Source organism: Nocardia sp. NPDC059154, assembly GCF_042755705.1.
Classification (GTDB): domain Bacteria; phylum Actinomycetota; class Actinomycetes; order Mycobacteriales; family Mycobacteriaceae; genus Nocardia.
Window position 1 is genome coordinate 52,779 of sequence record NZ_JBHZCS010000013.1, and the last position, 15,728, is coordinate 68,506.

The 15,728-nt window shown below is 69.0% G+C and carries 15 protein-coding genes; 6 read left to right on the forward strand and 9 right to left on the reverse strand.

From position 1 onward, the window contains the following. Window positions 1-100 precede the first annotated feature (100 nt). From ACFXN1_RS14060 to ACFXN1_RS14085, 6 genes are all read right to left on the reverse strand, one after another. Window positions 101-1,093, reverse strand: coding sequence for an AraC family transcriptional regulator ligand-binding domain-containing protein (locus tag ACFXN1_RS14060; protein ID WP_379446242.1), 993 nt, complete (start codon window positions 1,091-1,093; stop codon window positions 101-103). 9 nt (window positions 1,094-1,102) lie between these two features. Then, window positions 1,103-1,738, reverse strand: a complete 636-nt coding sequence (locus ACFXN1_RS14065; protein ID WP_379446241.1) for an AraC family transcriptional regulator ligand-binding domain-containing protein — start codon at window positions 1,736-1,738, stop codon at window positions 1,103-1,105. A gap of 91 nt (window positions 1,739-1,829) precedes the next feature. Next, window positions 1,830-2,750, reverse strand: a complete 921-nt coding sequence (locus tag ACFXN1_RS14070) for an AraC family transcriptional regulator ligand-binding domain-containing protein (protein WP_379446240.1) — start codon at window positions 2,748-2,750, stop codon at window positions 1,830-1,832. A 125-nt stretch (window positions 2,751-2,875) separates the two neighbouring features. Continuing rightward, window positions 2,876-3,067, reverse strand: a complete 192-nt coding sequence (locus ACFXN1_RS14075) for a hypothetical protein (protein ID WP_379379084.1) — start codon at window positions 3,065-3,067, stop codon at window positions 2,876-2,878. 41 nt (window positions 3,068-3,108) lie between these two features. After that, window positions 3,109-4,809: an AMP-binding protein gene (locus ACFXN1_RS14080; protein WP_379446239.1), complete on the reverse strand. Its 1,701-nt coding sequence runs from the start codon at window positions 4,807-4,809 to the stop codon at window positions 3,109-3,111. Continuing rightward, window positions 4,806-6,443, reverse strand: a complete 1,638-nt coding sequence (locus tag ACFXN1_RS14085; RefSeq protein ID WP_379463586.1) for an AMP-binding protein — start codon at window positions 6,441-6,443, stop codon at window positions 4,806-4,808. The genes ACFXN1_RS14080 and ACFXN1_RS14085 overlap by 4 nt, the downstream gene beginning before the upstream one ends. A gap of 55 nt (window positions 6,444-6,498) precedes the next feature. On the opposite strand from ACFXN1_RS14085, the gene ACFXN1_RS14090 reads away from it, so the two are divergent. Beyond that, the gene (locus tag ACFXN1_RS14090) at window positions 6,499-7,380 is read left to right on the forward strand and encodes a response regulator transcription factor (protein WP_379439880.1); all 882 of its coding nucleotides are present in this window, start codon (window positions 6,499-6,501) and stop codon (window positions 7,378-7,380) included. 33 nt (window positions 7,381-7,413) lie between these two features. Here ACFXN1_RS14090 and ACFXN1_RS14095 read toward each other — a convergent pair whose 3' ends face one another. Both ACFXN1_RS14095 and ACFXN1_RS14100 read right to left on the reverse strand, forming a co-directional pair. Then, window positions 7,414-7,761, reverse strand: a complete 348-nt coding sequence (locus tag ACFXN1_RS14095) for a ribosomal subunit interface protein (RefSeq protein ID WP_364608230.1) — start codon at window positions 7,759-7,761, stop codon at window positions 7,414-7,416. A 135-nt stretch (window positions 7,762-7,896) separates the two neighbouring features. After that, a complete protein-coding gene (locus ACFXN1_RS14100) occupies window positions 7,897-9,105 on the reverse strand; it encodes a glycosyltransferase (RefSeq protein WP_379439882.1) in 1,209 nt (402 codons plus the stop codon). A 274-nt stretch (window positions 9,106-9,379) separates the two neighbouring features. On the opposite strand from ACFXN1_RS14100, the gene ACFXN1_RS14105 reads away from it, so the two are divergent. The 4 genes from ACFXN1_RS14105 to ACFXN1_RS14120 all read left to right on the forward strand — a co-directional run bounded on the left by ACFXN1_RS14105 (window position 9,380) and on the right by ACFXN1_RS14120 (window position 13,578). After that, window positions 9,380-11,542 (forward strand): germacradienol/geosmin synthase, encoded by a 2,163-nt coding sequence (locus tag ACFXN1_RS14105; RefSeq protein ID WP_379439884.1) that lies wholly within the window; start codon window positions 9,380-9,382, stop codon window positions 11,540-11,542. A 4-nt stretch (window positions 11,543-11,546) separates the two neighbouring features. Next, entirely contained in the window at window positions 11,547-11,906 is a 360-nt protein-coding gene (locus ACFXN1_RS14110) for a polyprenyl synthetase family protein (protein ID WP_379439958.1), read from the forward strand. Window positions 11,907-12,262: 356 nt separating this feature from the next. Then, window positions 12,263-13,141, forward strand: a complete 879-nt coding sequence (locus ACFXN1_RS14115) for a hypothetical protein (RefSeq protein ID WP_379439885.1) — start codon at window positions 12,263-12,265, stop codon at window positions 13,139-13,141. A 32-nt stretch (window positions 13,142-13,173) separates the two neighbouring features. Then, window positions 13,174-13,578 (forward strand): hypothetical protein, encoded by a 405-nt coding sequence (locus ACFXN1_RS14120; RefSeq protein ID WP_379439887.1) that lies wholly within the window; start codon window positions 13,174-13,176, stop codon window positions 13,576-13,578. Window positions 13,579-13,602: 24 nt separating this feature from the next. Here ACFXN1_RS14120 and ACFXN1_RS14125 read toward each other — a convergent pair whose 3' ends face one another. Continuing rightward, the gene (locus tag ACFXN1_RS14125; protein ID WP_379439888.1) at window positions 13,603-14,415 is read right to left on the reverse strand and encodes an SAM-dependent methyltransferase; all 813 of its coding nucleotides are present in this window, start codon (window positions 14,413-14,415) and stop codon (window positions 13,603-13,605) included. 129 nt (window positions 14,416-14,544) lie between these two features. Between ACFXN1_RS14125 and ACFXN1_RS14130 the strand changes: the two genes are divergently transcribed. Beyond that, window positions 14,545-15,723, forward strand: a complete 1,179-nt coding sequence (locus tag ACFXN1_RS14130) for a cytochrome P450 (RefSeq protein WP_379439890.1) — start codon at window positions 14,545-14,547, stop codon at window positions 15,721-15,723. Window positions 15,724-15,728: the final 5 nt, after the last annotated feature.

The following is a 15,728-nucleotide window of genomic DNA, read 5'->3' on the forward strand; positions in this document are numbered from 1 at the left end:
CGAAGACGCCAAACCGGGCCGGTACACGCCAACCTTGCTGTGTGGTTGCCGGAATACCGTACGGTAGGTGCGATTTCGGCCCGCACGCGGGGTCCTTCTTTCAGGAATCGTCGCGATCGCGCCAGCGATGTACGGCGCGCCGCAGGCTGGCCGGATCCGCGTATCCCAGGAATTCCGCCTGCTGAGCGCGTGGAAGGTGTTCGGCCCGTTGCAATCTGCGGCGCCGCGCCCGGTCCACCTCACGGCGCCAGGTGGTTCCGGCCTCGGTCAGGCGGCGTTGTAGTGATCTTGGTGAGGTCAGCAGACGCCGCGCTACCACTTCCAGTGTCGCCATGCCCTCGTCGAGGGCGCCGTCGAGGACGTCGCCGAGCCGTTCCAGCCAGGTGACGCCGGACTCGGGAGTGGCCGGCAGCGTGGCCGCGTAGGACAGCAGCACGGCCGTCAACTCGGGATCGGCCGACTTCATGGGTAGCGCCAGATCCGCGGCCCGCAGCGTCAGGGAGTCGACGAGGCTCCCGAAATCGATTGCGCGAGTGCCGAACAGCTCGGTGACGGCGGCGAGATCGACCGGCGCGGCCTGCCGGAAGGTCACCCGCGCGGGCACGATCGGATAGCGGGTGGCCGCCCGGCCCCGGCCCACGAGGAGCGCGAAAGCCGCCTGCACCAACAGTTCCCGCCCGCGGCAGTCCTCCACCCCGGACAGCACCTCGTAGCAGACCTCGTGTTCGGTGCGATGCGTGATCCGGAAGTTGTAACTCGTTGTCAGACTGCCGGTGTGGCGCACGCATGCGTCCAGCGCCGCACCCAGGGTCTCCGCCGACAGGAACAGATACTCCAGCAGCCCGAATTCGCCGGTCGTACTGTCCTCCGGCACGCGCAGGGCGATATCCGGGTCACCGGTTTCCTGTTCGAGCAGCTCCCACACCCGCAGGCAGTACCGGGACGACACCCGGGTCCCCTCGCCGCCCTCGCGCCAGGCGGATATCCCGGCCAGCCGGGCGATCCGCTCCGGGTCGAGCCCCGCCCGGGCCGCCCGCTCCAGTGCGAACCGGGCCATCAGAATGCTGTCGTGAGAGTCGGATCGAGTAGTCACGGCCGCCCGTCACCACGCCGCCCGGCGGCGCGCGCTCGCCAGCTCCCGGCTCCAACTGGTTCCGGCCGCGGCCAGCCGCCGCTGCAGGGTGCGCGGGCTGGTATCCAGCCGCCGGGCCATGCCGTGGATGGACGCCGTGTCCAGCGATGGTAGTGAATCGAGCTCGGCGGCAAGCAGATCGGCCCAGGCGCGCGCGGGCGGGGTGGACAGGGTCGCAGCCGTGGCGGCCCGGCGTAGCACGGCCGCCCGGCCTTCCCCGGCCGTCTCCGCCGCGAAGGTGACGTGCCGGTCGTCCTCGCCGACCACGGCCACGCGCCGCGTGGTCGACAGCGCGGATCCGAATTCCCCTGCGGCCCTGAACCCTTCGCCCACGGTCGACGCCGTGGCGAGCAGATAATCCATCATCCCCAGTTCCCCCATTCCGTACCGTTCGGCCGCCCGCAGTCCCACGTGCGGCAATTCCGCCCTGCGCTCGAACAACTCCCACAATCGCGGATAGCACTGCCCCGGAATACTTCCCGGCGGCCCGTCCAGCGCGCCGGCCCCGATTCCCGCCGCCCGCGCCAATTCCACCGGATCCAGCCCCGCCGCCCGGGCTCGCGTCAGCACGAACCGGGCCAGCAGCACACTGTCCGAGGCGGTCATGATCGCTGCTCCATTCGCCCGGCCACACCGCCTCGCCCACGCCACCTCGGGTCACCTCGCCGGAGTGGGTACCCCCTGGAACTTCGGCGAATCATGGCGTATCGCCGTCGTGTTCGGCGGCCCAGCCGGATTCGATATCTTCGAGGTGGCGTTTGCGGGCGCGGTCGACCTCGAGGCGCCAGGTGGTGCCGGATTCGGCGAGGCGGCGCTGGAGGGTGCGCGGGCTGGTGTAGAGGCGGCGCGCGACCTGGTCCAGCAGCGCGTCGGTGCCGTCGAGGACCTCGGCCAGCACCGCCGCCACCCGGTCCGGCCACTCGGTGACGCGCGGCGGCGGGGGCGGCATGGTGGCGGCGTGGCGGCGCAATACCGCTGCCAGCAACGGGTCCGCCGTGATCTGGGCCAGCTCGAAGTCCGCGTTGCGGAAGGTGATCCGGTCGACCGGAGCGCCGAAATCCAGCCGCGCCGTGCCGAACTGCTCTGAGAAGGCGTCGAGGCGGCGGGGCGCGCGCTCGCGCAACCGGATGCGCACCGGATCCATCGGGCGGCCGGTCGTCTGGCGCATGCGCGAGATCAGGGAGGCCAGCGCCATCTGTACCGATAGGTCGCGGGCGCGGCCCTCGGTATTGACGGTGTAGATGTCGAAGGTGGACTCGGTCTCGGTCTGCGCGCCGGGCTCGACGCGGTAGTTGGTGGAGATCGCCCCCACGAACGGGCCCATCACGCCGAAACCCGCGCCGACGGTCTCGGCCGTCGAGATCAGATAGTCGATCAGCCCGAATTCCCCGAGCCGGTAACTGCCGGTGGCCCGCAGGGTGACCTCCGGGTCGTCCAGCTCGTACTCCAGCAGCTCCCACAGCCGCGGGAAGTAGTCACTGGACACCCGGGCATCGCCGTCCTCCAGCAGCCAGCCCGGCATGCCGGCCTCGCGGGCGAGGCGGGCCGGGTCCAGGCCCGCGGCCGCGGCGCGCGACAGGACGAAACGTGGCAGCAGCACGGAGTCGGAGGTGTGCATCAGCCAATGGTGCGGGGAATTCGCGGCCGGAAACCCGGAATTCGCCGAACTGTGAGACAGCCCGCTCGTCCCCGATTTCCTGCGGGTCCGGGCGAGCGGGTGTCGCTCCCTGGTCTTTCTGCGGGTCAGGCGCGCAGGAACGTGGCCGCTATGCCCCAGAACCGGCGGCGGTCGACCGCCTGGAAATCCCATGTCTGCGTGATGCTGTGCGTCGTGCTGACGATCCCGGGGATATCGAAGTCCTCACGGGTCGCCGTCCCCTTGGCCTCCAGGGCGGCGATGACGTAGGCGGTCGCGGATTCCACGGTGTGGGGCATGGGAGCTCCGGTCTGTCGTAGGGGCATGGGGCGGTGCGGTTTCAGCGGATGGTGTCGCTCAGTACTTCCTCGTAGCGGTACTCGGTGGGGATGGTCTCGCCGGCCGCGTGCGCCTGCTCCTCGCGATGGCGCAGATCGACGCGGCGGATCTTGCCGGAAATCGTCTTCGGGAGCTCGGTGAACTCCAGCCGGCGGACACGCAGGTAGGGCGCCAGGTGATCGCGGGCGTATTCCAGGATGGCGCGGGCGGTTTCACGGTTCGGCTCCCATCCTGCCGCCAGTGCCACGTATGCCTTGGGCACCGCGAGCCGCGTGTCATCCGGCTGCGGCACCACGGCCGCCTCCACCACGGCCGGATGCTCGATGAGCACGCTCTCCAGCTCGAAGGGGGACACCTTGTAGTCGGAGGACTTGAAAACGTCGTCGGTGCGACCGATATAGGTGATGTATCCGTCCGCGTCTCGCACGGCCACATCGCCGGTATGGTAGTAGCCGCCGTCCATGACCGCGGCATTACGCTCCGGATCGCCGAGGTAGCCGGTCATCAGATTGACCGGTGCCGCGGCCAGATCCAGGCAGATCTCGCCCTCCTCGGCGCGCTGGCCGGTGATCGGATCCACCAGCACCACCGGGACGCCCGGCGCGGGCCGCCCCATGGAGCCGGGCTTGAGCGGCTGCCCGGGCGTATTGCCCACCTGCAGGGTGGTTTCCGTCTGACCGAAGCCATCGCGGATGACCAGGCCCCAGGCCTTCTCGACCTGTGCGATGACATCGGGGTTCAAGGGCTCACCCGCGCCGAGGATTTCGCGCAGCCCGGCCGGACGCTCGCCCAGATCGGCCTGGATCAGCATGCGCCACACCGTGGGTGGCGCGCAGAATGTGTTCACCCCGGCCCGGCGCAGCTGTGCCAGCAGGGCCGCGGCGTCGAAACGCGCGTAGTTGTAGACGAATACGGTCGCCTCGGCCAGCCACGGTGCGAAGAAGCAGCTCCAGGCATGCTTGGCCCAGCCGGGCGCGCTGATGGCCAGGTGCACGTCGCCGGGGCGGACGCCGATCCAGTACATGGTGCTCAAGTGACCGACCGGGTAGCTGATCTGTGAGTGCTGCACCATCTTCGGCTTGCTGGTGGTGCCGGAGGTGAAGTACACCAGCAGCGGATCGGTCACCTTGGTGACGGCCCGGAACGGCCCGGCCGATTCGACGGACGCCGCTTCGCCGTAGTCGTGCCAGCCAGACACCGGCTCGCCCACCACGATTCGCGTGTAGTCGCCCGGCACCTCGTCGAACTTGCCCGTATCGCCGTGATTGGCGATGACGAAACGCGCTCCGCCGCGCTCGATCCGGTCGCTCAGATCGGCCGGGCCCAGCGCGCCGGTGGTGGGCATGATGACCGCGCCCAGCTTGGCCACCGCCAGCATGGCCTCCCACAGCTCGGCCTGGTTGCCGAGCATGAGCACCACGCGGTCGCCCTTGCCGACGCCCAGCCCGGCCAGCCAGGTGGCCACCCGGTCCGAGCGCTCGGCCATCTCGGCGAAGCTGATCCGCTGTTCGGAGCCGTCCTCCTCGACGATCCACAGCGCGGGCCGGTCGTTGCCGCGAGCGATGTGGTCGAACCAGTCGGTGGCCCAGTTGAATTCGCCGGTCAGCCGTGGCCATTCGAACTCGCGCAGAGCCGCGTCGTAGTCCGTCGACACGGCCAGTAGTCCGTCGCGGGCGGTGCGGTAGGCCTCGGTGTTCGTCATGCGTTCTCCTCGGTCAGGCCGAGCAGTCGCGCGCCGATCTCGCGCATCTCGACCTTGCGGATCTTGCCGGTCACGGTCATCGGGAACTCGTCGACGACGTGCACATAGCGGGGGATCTTGTAGTGGGCGACCTTGCCGGCGCAGTACTCACGCAGACTCTCGGCGGTCAAAGGCGGTGTACCCGGGCGCATCCGGATCCACGCCATCAATTCCTCGCCATATTTGACGTCGGGAACGCCGATCACCTGGGCATCGACGATGTCGGGATGGGTGTAGAGGAATTCCTCGATCTCGCGCGGGTAGATGTTCTCGCCGCCGCGGATGACCATGTCCTTGATGCGGCCGGTGATGGCCACGTAGCCCTCGTCGTCCATGGTGGCCAGGTCGCCGGTGTGCATCCAGCGCGCGGCGTCGATGGCCTCGGCGGTCTTCTCCGGTTCGCCCCAGTAGCCGAGCATCACCGAGTAGCCGCGGGTGCACAGTTCGCCGGCCGCGCCGCGCGGCACGGTCACCCCGGTCACCGGGTCCACGATCTTCACCTCGATGTGCGGCCCGGCCCGGCCGACCGTCGCGGTGCGCTGCACCAGCGAATCGTCGCCGCGGGTCTGGGTGGAGACCGGGCTGGTTTCCGTCATGCCGTAGCAGATACTCACCTCGCGCATGCCCATGCGCTCGATGACCTGCTTCATCACCTCCACCGGGCACGGCGATCCGGCCATGATGCCGGTGCGCAGCGAGGACAGGTCGTAGGTGTCGAACTCCGGATCGGCCAGTTCGGCGATGAACATGGTCGGCACCCCGTACAGGGAGGTGCAGCGTTCGGCCGCAACGGCTTCCAGGGTGGCGCGCGGGTCGAAGGCCGGGGCCGGGATGATCATGGCCGCGCCGTGCGTGGTGGCGGCCAGATTCCCCATCACCATGCCGAAGCAGTGGTAGAACGGCACCGGAATGCAGATCCGGTCCTGCTCGGTGTAGCCGCACAGCTCGCCCACGAAATAGCCGTTGTTGAGGATATTGTGGTGGCTGAGGGTCGCACCCTTGGGGAAACCCGTTGTGCCGGAAGTGTATTGGATATTGATCGGATCGTCGGTGGACAGCGCCGACTGCGCCGCGGCCAGCAGATCCGGATTCGCGGCCCGGCCGCTGGTGAACAGACTCTGCCATTCGAGGCTGTCCAGCAGCACCACCTGCTCGAGCGCCGGGCACTCGGGGCGCACCTCGGTGATCATGGCCGCGTAGTCGGAGGTCTTGAACGACGGTGCCGCGACCAGCATCCGAATTCCGGCCTGGCGCAGCACGTAGCGCAGTTCGTGCGCCCGATACGCCGGATTGATATTGACCAGGATCGCGCCGACCTTGGCGGTCGCGTACTGGATCAGCGTCCACTGCGGGCAGTTCGGAGCCCAGATGCCCACCCGGTCGCCCTTGCCGATGCCGGCCGCCAGCAGGCCCAGCGCCAGCGTGTCGACCTCGGCGTTGAATTCGCGGTAGGTCCAGCGGATACCGGTGGTGTAGTCGATGAGGGCCTCGCGGTCCGGATGCGCGGCCGCGGTCCGGTCCAGGTTGGCGCCGATGGTGTCGCCCAGCAGGGGAGCGTCCCGGACTCCGAAGGTGTAGCTCGTGCTCTCGCTCACACCAGTAGGATCTACGTCACACTCACCCTGGACTACCCCCGAAAGGGGCTGACCGATGACTTCGGCCACGGACGGGCTCCTGCGCCCCAGCGACGGTGACGCTCTGCGCGCTGAGCTGCGCACTCTCGCCTCCGCCAGCAAGCTTCCGGTCGTCTTCGGCGGCGAGGTGCACGCGGGCATGCTGGTGCTCAGCGAATTCGTCGGCACCCGCACCAACGGCATGCGCGGCCTGGCCGTCGCACCCAGCTCCGGGCTGGGCGGCTCGGCGGTGGTGACGGGTAAGCCGCGCTCGGTGTCCGACTATCGCTCGGCCTCGACCATCACTCACCACTACGACGCCCCGGTGCTCGGTGAGGGTCTGCGCGCGGTGGTGGCGGTGCCTGTGGTGGTGAGGGGCGAGGCGCGGGCGGTGCTGTACGTGGCGAATCGGGACTCGGGGGTGATCGGCGACCGCATCGCCGACGAGATGGTGCAGGCCGGGCGCCGGCTCGCGACGGAACTGGCCATTCGCGACGAAGTGGATCGGCGGCTGCGCCTGTCCTTCGCGCGGGAGTCCACGACGAGCGCCCCTGCCTTCGTCGCCGAAGCCAATGCCGTTGTCACCGAACAACTCCGGGATCTGCACGCGGAACTGCGCGGCATCACCCAGGTGGTCTCGGAGGCCTCGGCCCGCCGGCGCCTGCGCGAGGTGACCGAGAAGCTCGCGCGCCTGGTGTCGGGTGTCGCGGCCCCGGACGACGCGGTGAGCCTCGCGCCCCGGGAACTGGACGTGCTCGCCCACGTCGCGCTGGGCTGCACGAATCTGGAAGCGGCGCAGCGACTTTCGGTGCGCCCGGAGACGGTCAAGAGCTATCTGCGCAGCGCCATGACCAAACTCGGCGCGCACAACCGCCACGAGGCGGTCGTGCGCGCACGCCGCCTCGGGCTCCTTCCGTAACCGAATGTCGGAGGCAGCGGCCCGCGGCCGGACTCAGTCCGACACGAGGTGGCGGATCGATTCACCGCCCTTGGCGTGATGTAGCCGCCCGAACTTGCTGTCGAGCAGGTGAGCCATGCTGTCGGCGGCTCCGGTGTAGGCGTCCTCGGCGGTGGCCGCGCGGTGGGTGGTCGCCACCGGTGGCTGGCCCTTGGGCCGTGCCTCGAGGCTGCACTTCTTGTCCTCGGAACCACCCTTGTGCCCGTTCACATCGGTGATGTGGGCCTCGACCCGGGTGAGGTGATCAGCGAATCGATCCAGAATCGAAGCGATGGTGTCCGTCGCTTCCTGGGCGATCGCGCCGCCGCCGATGTTCTTGTCGGCGAAGACCTGGATTTGCATGGCATCTCCAATCTCTCGGGTAGCAATCCCCGGAGTAACCGAGGGCTTGCTGACACTTCCGACCATACCCACTCCGACTGAGAGTGGCGTGTGGAATAGATCGCGTGGCGGCGTACGGCTTTTCGTGGTCCGCGCTCAGCGGGTGGCCAGATCCAGGACGGTGAGGGCGAGGTCCGTGGCGGCCTCCGGGTGGCCGAGGGCACGGGCGGCGGCCGACACGGCGGCGCGGGTCCCGGCATCGGTCAGGAGTTCGGCGAGGGCCGTGCGGAGGTTCGCGACGGTGGCATCGTCACCGACGAGGGCGCGAGCGGCATTGTGGTCGGCCAGGATTCGGGCATTGCGGATCTGCTCGCCGCCGACCGAATGCGGGTACGGAATCAGCACCGAGGGCTTGCCCAGCGTGGTGAGCTCGGCGAGAGTCCCTGCGCCGGAACGGGATACGACCACGTCGGTGAGCGCCAGCACATCGGGGAGCTCGGGGCCGACGAACTCCCGCACCAGGTAGCGGCCGCGCACGTCCTCCGGGAGGGTGGCGGCGAGGTCGCGAACCTGCTCGAAGGAGAGCCGTCCGCACTGGTGAATCACATTGGCGGAGTGGAGGAGTTCGGGCAGCAGCTGCCCGATCAGCTCGTTGATCTGCACCGCGCCCTGCGCGCCGCCGGTGATGTAGACCGTCGGCAGGCCGGGGGTGTAGCCCTCCCAGTCGAGAGCCTTGACCGCCGCGGCCAGATCGCCGGTCGTGAGGGTCGGGCGAATCGGGTTGCCGGTGACCACGGCCCGGTCCCGGGCGCGCGCGGGCAGCATGGCGATCGACGCCTCGGAGCTGAGCGCGATGCGGTCGGCCATCCGGGCCAGCAGCAGGTTGGCCTTGCCGATGCCGGTGGTCTGCTCGTGGATCACCAGCGGCCGCCGGCGCAGCGCGGCGGCCATGCCGATCGGGGCGCACACGTAGCCGCCGGTGCACAGCACCGCGTCCGGGCGGAACCGGCGCACCACGCCCTGGGCGGTGAGGACGCTGACCGGCACGCGCAGGGCATCCCGCGCATTGTCCCTGTTGAGCATCTTGAGCGGATTGCGGTCGCGGCGTAGCTTGCCGGCCTTGATGCCGGTGAAGTCGATGTCGTTCTCCGCCGCGACCCGCTGCTCCAGACTGTCGGGCACGCCCACCCACAGCACCTCGGCCGCGGCCCCGCTCTCGGCCGCCAGATCCCGCAGCGCCCGCACGGCCGCCACCGCCGGATAGGTGTGGCCGCCCGTGCCGCCACCGGCGACGATCACGCGCACCCGGCCACGGTCGCCCAGTCGCTGCAGGATCGGGGCGCGGTCGGCGGCGGGATTCGGCATGGACGATCCTCCTGGTGTGGGTGGCGGGTGCGGGTGGCGCAGCGCCCAGGCTATCTCGGGCGGGGGCGGGCCGGCCGGTTCGGGAGGTACCGGTCGGTCGGACAAGATTGCGAGGTGTTGGCGAGACGGCGACGGGCCTCTACCATGGTTGTGACGCTGATCACGTTGTCGCAGTGAAAGTTCTGACGCGGTTCGTTCGACATATCGCAAACAGCAGCGCAATACCGGCGCCCTGGCGACCGGAGTGCACAACCTCCAGCGAGAGGGCCCTGAATTGAAGCCCTTCACCCTGCCCGACTTCTATACCCCGCATCCCGCCCGGCTCAATCCCCATCACGGGTACGCCCGCGCGCACTCCACCGCGTGGGCGCTGCGCATGGGCATGCTCGGCGAGCTCGGAGTCGACGGCAAACCCATCTGGGACGCCGAGAGATTGGACCGTATGGACTACGCGCTGCTGTGCGCGTACACCCATCCCGACTGCGACGCCGAGGCTTTGGCGCTGCTCACCGAGTGGTACATCTGGGTCTTCTATTTCGACGACTGGTTCCTGGCCGAGTACAAGTACACCGGCAACCGGGCCGAGGCCACCAGCTATCTCGCGCGCCTGGAGCTGTTCATGGCCGAACCCGGCCGTCCCGCACCGGAACCCGAGACGCCGTCGGAGGCCGGACTGGCCGACTGCTGGGCCCGGACGGTGCCGGTCATGTCCCCGGGCTGGCGGCAGCGCATGCGTCGGTCCACCCACAACCTCATGGTCGAATCCCTCTGGGAACTGGACAATATCGCCCGCGACCGGGTGGCCAATCCGGTCGAGTACATCGAGATGCGCCGCCGGGTGGGCGGCGCGCCCTGGTCGGCGAATCTGGTGGAGTTCGCCTGCGGCGCCGAGGTGCCCGGCCGTTTCGCCGCCGAGCGGCCGCTGCGGGTGCTGTGCGAAACCTTCTCCGACGCAGTGCATTTGCGCAACGACCTGTTCTCCTACGAGCGCGAGGTCCGGGTCGAGGGCGAGAACGCCAATATGGTGCTGGTGCTGGAACGGTTCCTGGGTCTGCCCACGCAGGCGGCCGCGGAGCTGACCAATGACATGCTGACCTCGCGGCTGAAGCAGTTCGAGGACACCGCGTCGGTCGAGGTGCCACAGCTTTTCGTGGAACGCGCGGCCACCCCCGCCGAACAGCTGGCCGTCGCGCGGTACACCGGGGGCCTGCAGGACTGGCAGTCCGGCGGGCACGAGTGGCATCTGCGGTCGAGCCGCTACATGAACAGCGGCGTCGACCGCGGTCCGACCGGGCTGGGCAGCGCGGCCGCCCGGCTCGCGCCGGGGTTGCGAATCCAGCTCCAGCAGCACGTTCCGCCGCCGCGAACACCCGGACCGCTACCGGTGCGCGGGCTGGTGATGCCGTATCCGGTGTCGATGAATCCGCAGGTGGCACTGGCTCGCGCGGACGGGCCGAGGTGGGCCGCGGCCGTCGGACTGCTGGATCCGCGGGTCGGCTGGACGGCCGAGACCGTGGCCGCCGCCGATTTCGCGGGGCTGATGGCCATGCTCGATCCCGGGGCCGATGCGGCCGCGCTGCTGCTGCGCACCCGCTGGTGCACCTGGGGCACCTATGCCGACGACCTGGCCACCCGGGTGTTCCGGGTGGAACCGGTATCCGGCCGAGACCAGTTGCGGCGCTTGCCACTTCAGCTCTCCGACAGCCCGCCCGCACCGCTCACCGCACTCGAATCCGGCTTGGCCGCGCTGTGGCGCGATACCGCGGCCGGCTGTGACGAGGCGGGGCGCGAGCGCTTGCGGGCGGCCCTGATCGAGCTGTTCGAGGGCTGGGAGTGTGTGCTGGAGAACGAGATTCGGCACCGTCTGCCCGATCCCGTCGACTATCTCGAGCAGCGACGCCTCACCTCGGGTGGGCCGCTGTTCTGCGCACTGGACGCCCTGTATTCGCCCGAAATTGCCGCAGACCCACGGATTTCGGAAATATCCGACTCCAGTATTGTTCGGCAGCTGCAGAATTCGGCCCACGACTACGCGGCCCTCGTCAACGATCTCTATTCGTATCAGAAGGAGATCGAATACGATGAGGAGATCTACAATCTCGTGTATCTCGCCCAGTTCTTCCTGGGCTGTTCCCGAGAGCATGCGGCCGATATCGTCGTCGATCTCGCCAATGAACGGTTGACGCAGTTCGAACTCGTCGCGCGCGAACGGCTGCCCGAATTCTTCGCCGACCACGAGCTGCCCGGCGAGGTGCGTGCGGCGCTGCTCGGCCATGTCGACCGGCTGCGTGATCACATGGCCGGAAATCTGCACTGGCACACCGGCACCGGCCGCTATTCCGAGCAGGCCCTGCGGGCCTCCCGTCCCAGGCCGGTCATCACCGGTCCGCTCGGCCCCTTCGTCAGCGTGCTCGCCGATCGGGCGGGCCGCCGCTGACCCGCTGCGCCGCGGCCGCCCGGCGGTGTGGCGGCTGTGGGGTATCGAGGACGCGGTCCTGGTCGGGGACGCCCTGCACGGCTCGGCCATCTGGACGCTGGCCGCGGCGCCGGCGGGACCGCTGGACGCCATCTCCCGGCTCGAGGACGCGGTCATCGAACTGTGCCTGGGGCAGCATCACGACTGCGCGCACGAGGGCGCGGACGCTGTCTCGATGGACGAATGCCTGGAAACCCTGCGGCACAAGGGGGCCGCGCTGCCGGGTTGCGCCTGCGCCCTGGTTGCGCTGTGCGCGGGCGCGCCCTCGGAGGTGGCGGCGGCCGAGGATCTGCTGGCGCTGGCCGGTTGTGCCGGGCAGCGATAAATCGAATTCGGACAAATGAATTCGACCGGACGGTTCATATTGCGCGGCAATATCTTTTCGTGATGCAACCGTCAAGCACGCTTAACCCGTATGCGGCGCGCATAGCCGACCGCTTACGCAGGTGATGCTGGTTTGCCTGCGCGCCGGGTCGCGCAATGCCGTGGGACTTAGGTAATCGATTCACCGGAATCCATTGCTCTAAAACTGCTGGGCTGTCACGATATCCCATACGCGGTGAACGGGGGTCGGTGCGATTCGCCGTCGAATTGTCAACCAGGCGTGCAACTTTCACATTCGGATGCTTCCGGGCTGCGATACGCCTCATTTCGCCGTGCCTATTTCCCAGGAGTTCGAGCATGACTACGGGAGCTGTCGCCGCACCCGGGCGGCTGCTGGCGCTGGGCCGCGAATCCGCCAGGGAATTGGTCCAGGAATTGGCGCAGGCCGCGGTCACCACGCGTACCGGGGTGCTGCGGGTGACCGGGGAGCCGGGCGGGGACCTCCATGTCGTCCACGGGCTGGTGGTCACGGTCGATTCGCCCGGCGCGCCCGGGGTGCGGGAACTGCTCTCACGCCCCGGGCGCACCTCCACCGGGCTGGCCGATCTCCGGGTGGTGGCCATGATGGCCGCGGTCGACGGCTGTTTCGCCATCGCCTCCGGATGGATCGGCAGCTGCTTCTGGCAGGCCGAATCACCCCATGACATAGCCGAATCACCGCATGACATACCGGACGGCTCACCCCGGCCGGAAGACCCGACGCCGCCGGTGCCCGGCGTCGAACCGGGCTGGCTGCTGCTCGAGACCGAACGACGGCTGTGCGCGCTCGCCCACGGGCGCGTCTCGCCGCATCGCAACCGCCTGCTGCTCACCGAGCGCGGGCGGGTGCTGCTCAGCGGTCCGGGCAGCGGCCAGCGCCGGGAGATCCTGCTCTGGGCGAATGGCCGGCGCAGCTGCCGCGATATCGCGAAGCTGTTGTGCCGCAGCCTGTATGCGGTCAGCGTCGAGGTGGTCCGCATGCTCGACGACGACCTGCTCGCCATCGCCCCGCTGGAACCCGAACCGCCGCTGCCGGCCCTCGAGCCGCCCCGCGACGCACCCGGGCGGTCCCTGCTGCCGCGCCGCCGCCGCGGCGCCAGCGGCATCAACGACATGCTCCCGCCGCGACCGCCGCAGCCCATGCTGCGCGGCGGTCAACGAACCCTCACCCCGAGGAAACCAGAGAGGACGCAATGAACACATCGAGCAATGCAGGTGCCCCCGGCAGCATGACAGACCGGGTGTCGACGCTGGTGAAGGTCCTGCGCTCGGAGGTGCCCGAATGCATCGCCGCGGGCGCCATCGACATGGCCACCGGGATGCTGCTGGCGGTGGAGACCGTCGACAACCATCCCCAGGAGGTCCTCGATCTGCTGGCCGCGGCCACCCTGGAGCTGTTCCAGGGCCGCAATGTGGTGATGATCGAGAACATCTGGAAGGAGCGGCGCGGAATCCGGTTGGAGCGCCACTACTTCCAGGAGATCCTGGTCAACAGCGACAACCTCACCCACCTGTTCGTGCGTGCCGAGAGCCGCGAGGACGTGGTCGTGGTGGTGGTGTGCCGCAAGTCGGTCAATGTCGGCATGCTGTTCGCCCAGACCCGGCGGGTGCTCAAAGACGTCGGCAGGCTCTGACCGTGCGCGCGGCGGGTCGCCGGATCAGGGAATGCGGCCCACCGCGCCCAGCATGGACACCGCCTCGGGACGCGGATGCGGCCGGTACTCCTCGGGCCGCCAGAGGGTGACCGCGGTGATGCCCGGCGGGATCAGGGTGAATCCGTCGAAGAACTTGGCGAATTCGGCGCTGGAACGCAATTGGAACGGCACGCCGCTGCGGGCATTGGCCTCCGCGGAGCGGGCCAGGTCGTGCTCGTCGAGGTAGTCGTTGGTGGCGTGCGACATGACCAGGTAGCTGCCGGGGGCCAGCGCGTCGGTGAGCTGCCGGACGAGGTCGTAGGGCCGTAGCTCGTCGGTCATGAAGTGCGCGACCGCGACCACCATGAGCGCGACCGGCTTGCTCAGGTCGATGGTGGCCAGCAGGTCGGGATGGGTCAGGATGTGCTGCGGGTCGCGGAGGTCGGCGTCCAGATACGCGGTCCGGCCCTCGGGAGAGCTGTTGAGCAGATCGCGGGCGTGCACCAGCACGATGGGGTCGTTGTCGACGTAGACGATGCGGGACTCGGGGGCGATGCCCTGCGCGATCTCGTGCACGTTCCCGGCGGTGGGCAGGCCGGTGCCGATGTCGAGGAACTGGCGGATGCCCGCCTCGCCGGTCAGATAGGCGACCGCCCGGCGCAGGAAGTTGCGGTTCTCCACCGCGGACAGCTGCACGGTCGGGAACGCCTCGGACACCGCGTCGGCGGACTCGCGATCGGCGGGGAAGTTGTCCTTGCCACCCAGCCAGTAGTCGTACCGGCGCGCCGGATGCGGTTTGGTGGTGTCGACGCGGTCCGCCGCTGATTCCGAGTTCAAAACGCTCACAATCCTTTTCGGCTACTGTCTGAATCTGTCAGCTCCAGTTGCGGATCGGTAGCGACTCTGTACCTTCGGAAACCGGAAGAGCCGTGCGCCCGCCCCCGCAGCATCGCCGGAAGGTTCGTCATGCAGTTGCGCTACAGCCCGTTCGATTTCGATGTCCATGCCGATCCGTACCCTTACTATGCCAGGTTGCGCAGCGAGGCCCCGGTCTACCGGAACGACACCGACGACTTCTGGGCCTTCTCGCGCCACGCCGACGTGCTCGCCGCACTCCGCGATTCGGACCGCTTCTCCAGCGTGAACGGCCTGCGCATGGAACCGGCCTTCTGGGGGCCGCAGGCCGAACGGTTCTTCTCCTTCGTCGCCATGGACCCGCCCAAGCACACCCGGCTGCGCGGCCTGGTGACGCGCGCGTTCACCGCGCACCGGGTGCAGTCGCTGCAGCCGCGGCTGCGCGAGATCGCGATCGGCCTGCTGGATCCGCTGCTGGAGCGCGGCAGCTTCGATCTCATGGCCGAATTCGCCGGGCCCTTCCCGACCGAGGTGATCTCCGAACTGGTCGGCGTGCCCGAGAACGATCGGGAGATGCTGCGCAAGCTCGGCATGGAGATCATGTACACCGAGGAGGAGTCCACCGATCTGCGGCCGGAGGCCATGCAGGCCATCGGCGCGCTGGTAGGCTACTACACCGAGCTCACCATCGAGCGCAGCAAGTCCCGGCAGGAGGATCTGCTCTCGGGTCTGCTCGATGCCGCCGACGGCGATGACCGGCTCACCCCCGAGGAGATCGTCGGCGTGCTGATCCTGCTGGTCGGGGCCGGTATCGAGACCAGCATGCTCACCTTCGGCAATGCCTGGCACGCCGCCTGGCTGCACCCCGACCAGCGCCGGCGGGCCCTCGACGGCCGCATCGACGACTGGATCGCCGAGGCCATGCGCTGGGACCCGGCCACCCAGACCCAGCTGCGCACCACCACCGAACCGGTCGAACTGCACGGCGTGTCGATTCCCGCCGACGCCCGCATCCTGCTCCTCACCGGCGCCGCCAACCGCGACCCGGAGGTCTTCGCCGATCCGGACACCTTCGACCTGGACCGCGACACCTCCGCCTCCCTGGTCTTCGGCAGCGGCCGCCACCACTGCCTCGGCTCCAACCTGGCGCTGCTGGAACTGCGCACGGCGCTGCAGGAAATCGCTTCGCGGGTAACCGATTTCGAGGTCGACCCGGCGGGGCTGCAGCGCATCCACGCCTCCAACAACCGCGGCTTCGCGAGCCTTCCCACCACGGTCACGCTGCGCTGAGCGCT

Excerpts from the sequence above, each read along its gene's own strand:
- ACFXN1_RS14065 (WP_379446241.1), bottom strand. The coding sequence starts at position 1,738 with ATGACCGCCTCGGACAGTGTGCTGCTGGCCCGGTTCGTGCTGACGCGA.
- ACFXN1_RS14070 (WP_379446240.1), bottom strand. The coding sequence starts at position 2,750 with ATGCACACCTCCGACTCCGTGCTGCTGCCACGTTTCGTCCTGTCGCGC.
- ACFXN1_RS14075 (WP_379379084.1), bottom strand. The coding sequence starts at position 3,067 with ATGCCCCACACCGTGGAATCCGCGACCGCCTACGTCATCGCCGCCCTG.
- ACFXN1_RS14080 (WP_379446239.1), bottom strand. The coding sequence starts at position 4,809 with ATGACGAACACCGAGGCCTACCGCACCGCCCGCGACGGACTACTGGCC.
- ACFXN1_RS14090 (WP_379439880.1), top strand. The coding sequence starts at position 6,499 with ATGACTTCGGCCACGGACGGGCTCCTGCGCCCCAGCGACGGTGACGCT.
- ACFXN1_RS14095 (WP_364608230.1), bottom strand. The coding sequence starts at position 7,761 with ATGCAAATCCAGGTCTTCGCCGACAAGAACATCGGCGGCGGCGCGATC.
- ACFXN1_RS14100 (WP_379439882.1), bottom strand. The coding sequence starts at position 9,105 with ATGCCGAATCCCGCCGCCGACCGCGCCCCGATCCTGCAGCGACTGGGC.
- ACFXN1_RS14115 (WP_379439885.1), top strand. The coding sequence starts at position 12,263 with ATGACTACGGGAGCTGTCGCCGCACCCGGGCGGCTGCTGGCGCTGGGC.
- ACFXN1_RS14120 (WP_379439887.1), top strand. The coding sequence starts at position 13,174 with ATGACAGACCGGGTGTCGACGCTGGTGAAGGTCCTGCGCTCGGAGGTG.
- ACFXN1_RS14130 (WP_379439890.1), top strand. The coding sequence starts at position 14,545 with ATGCAGTTGCGCTACAGCCCGTTCGATTTCGATGTCCATGCCGATCCG.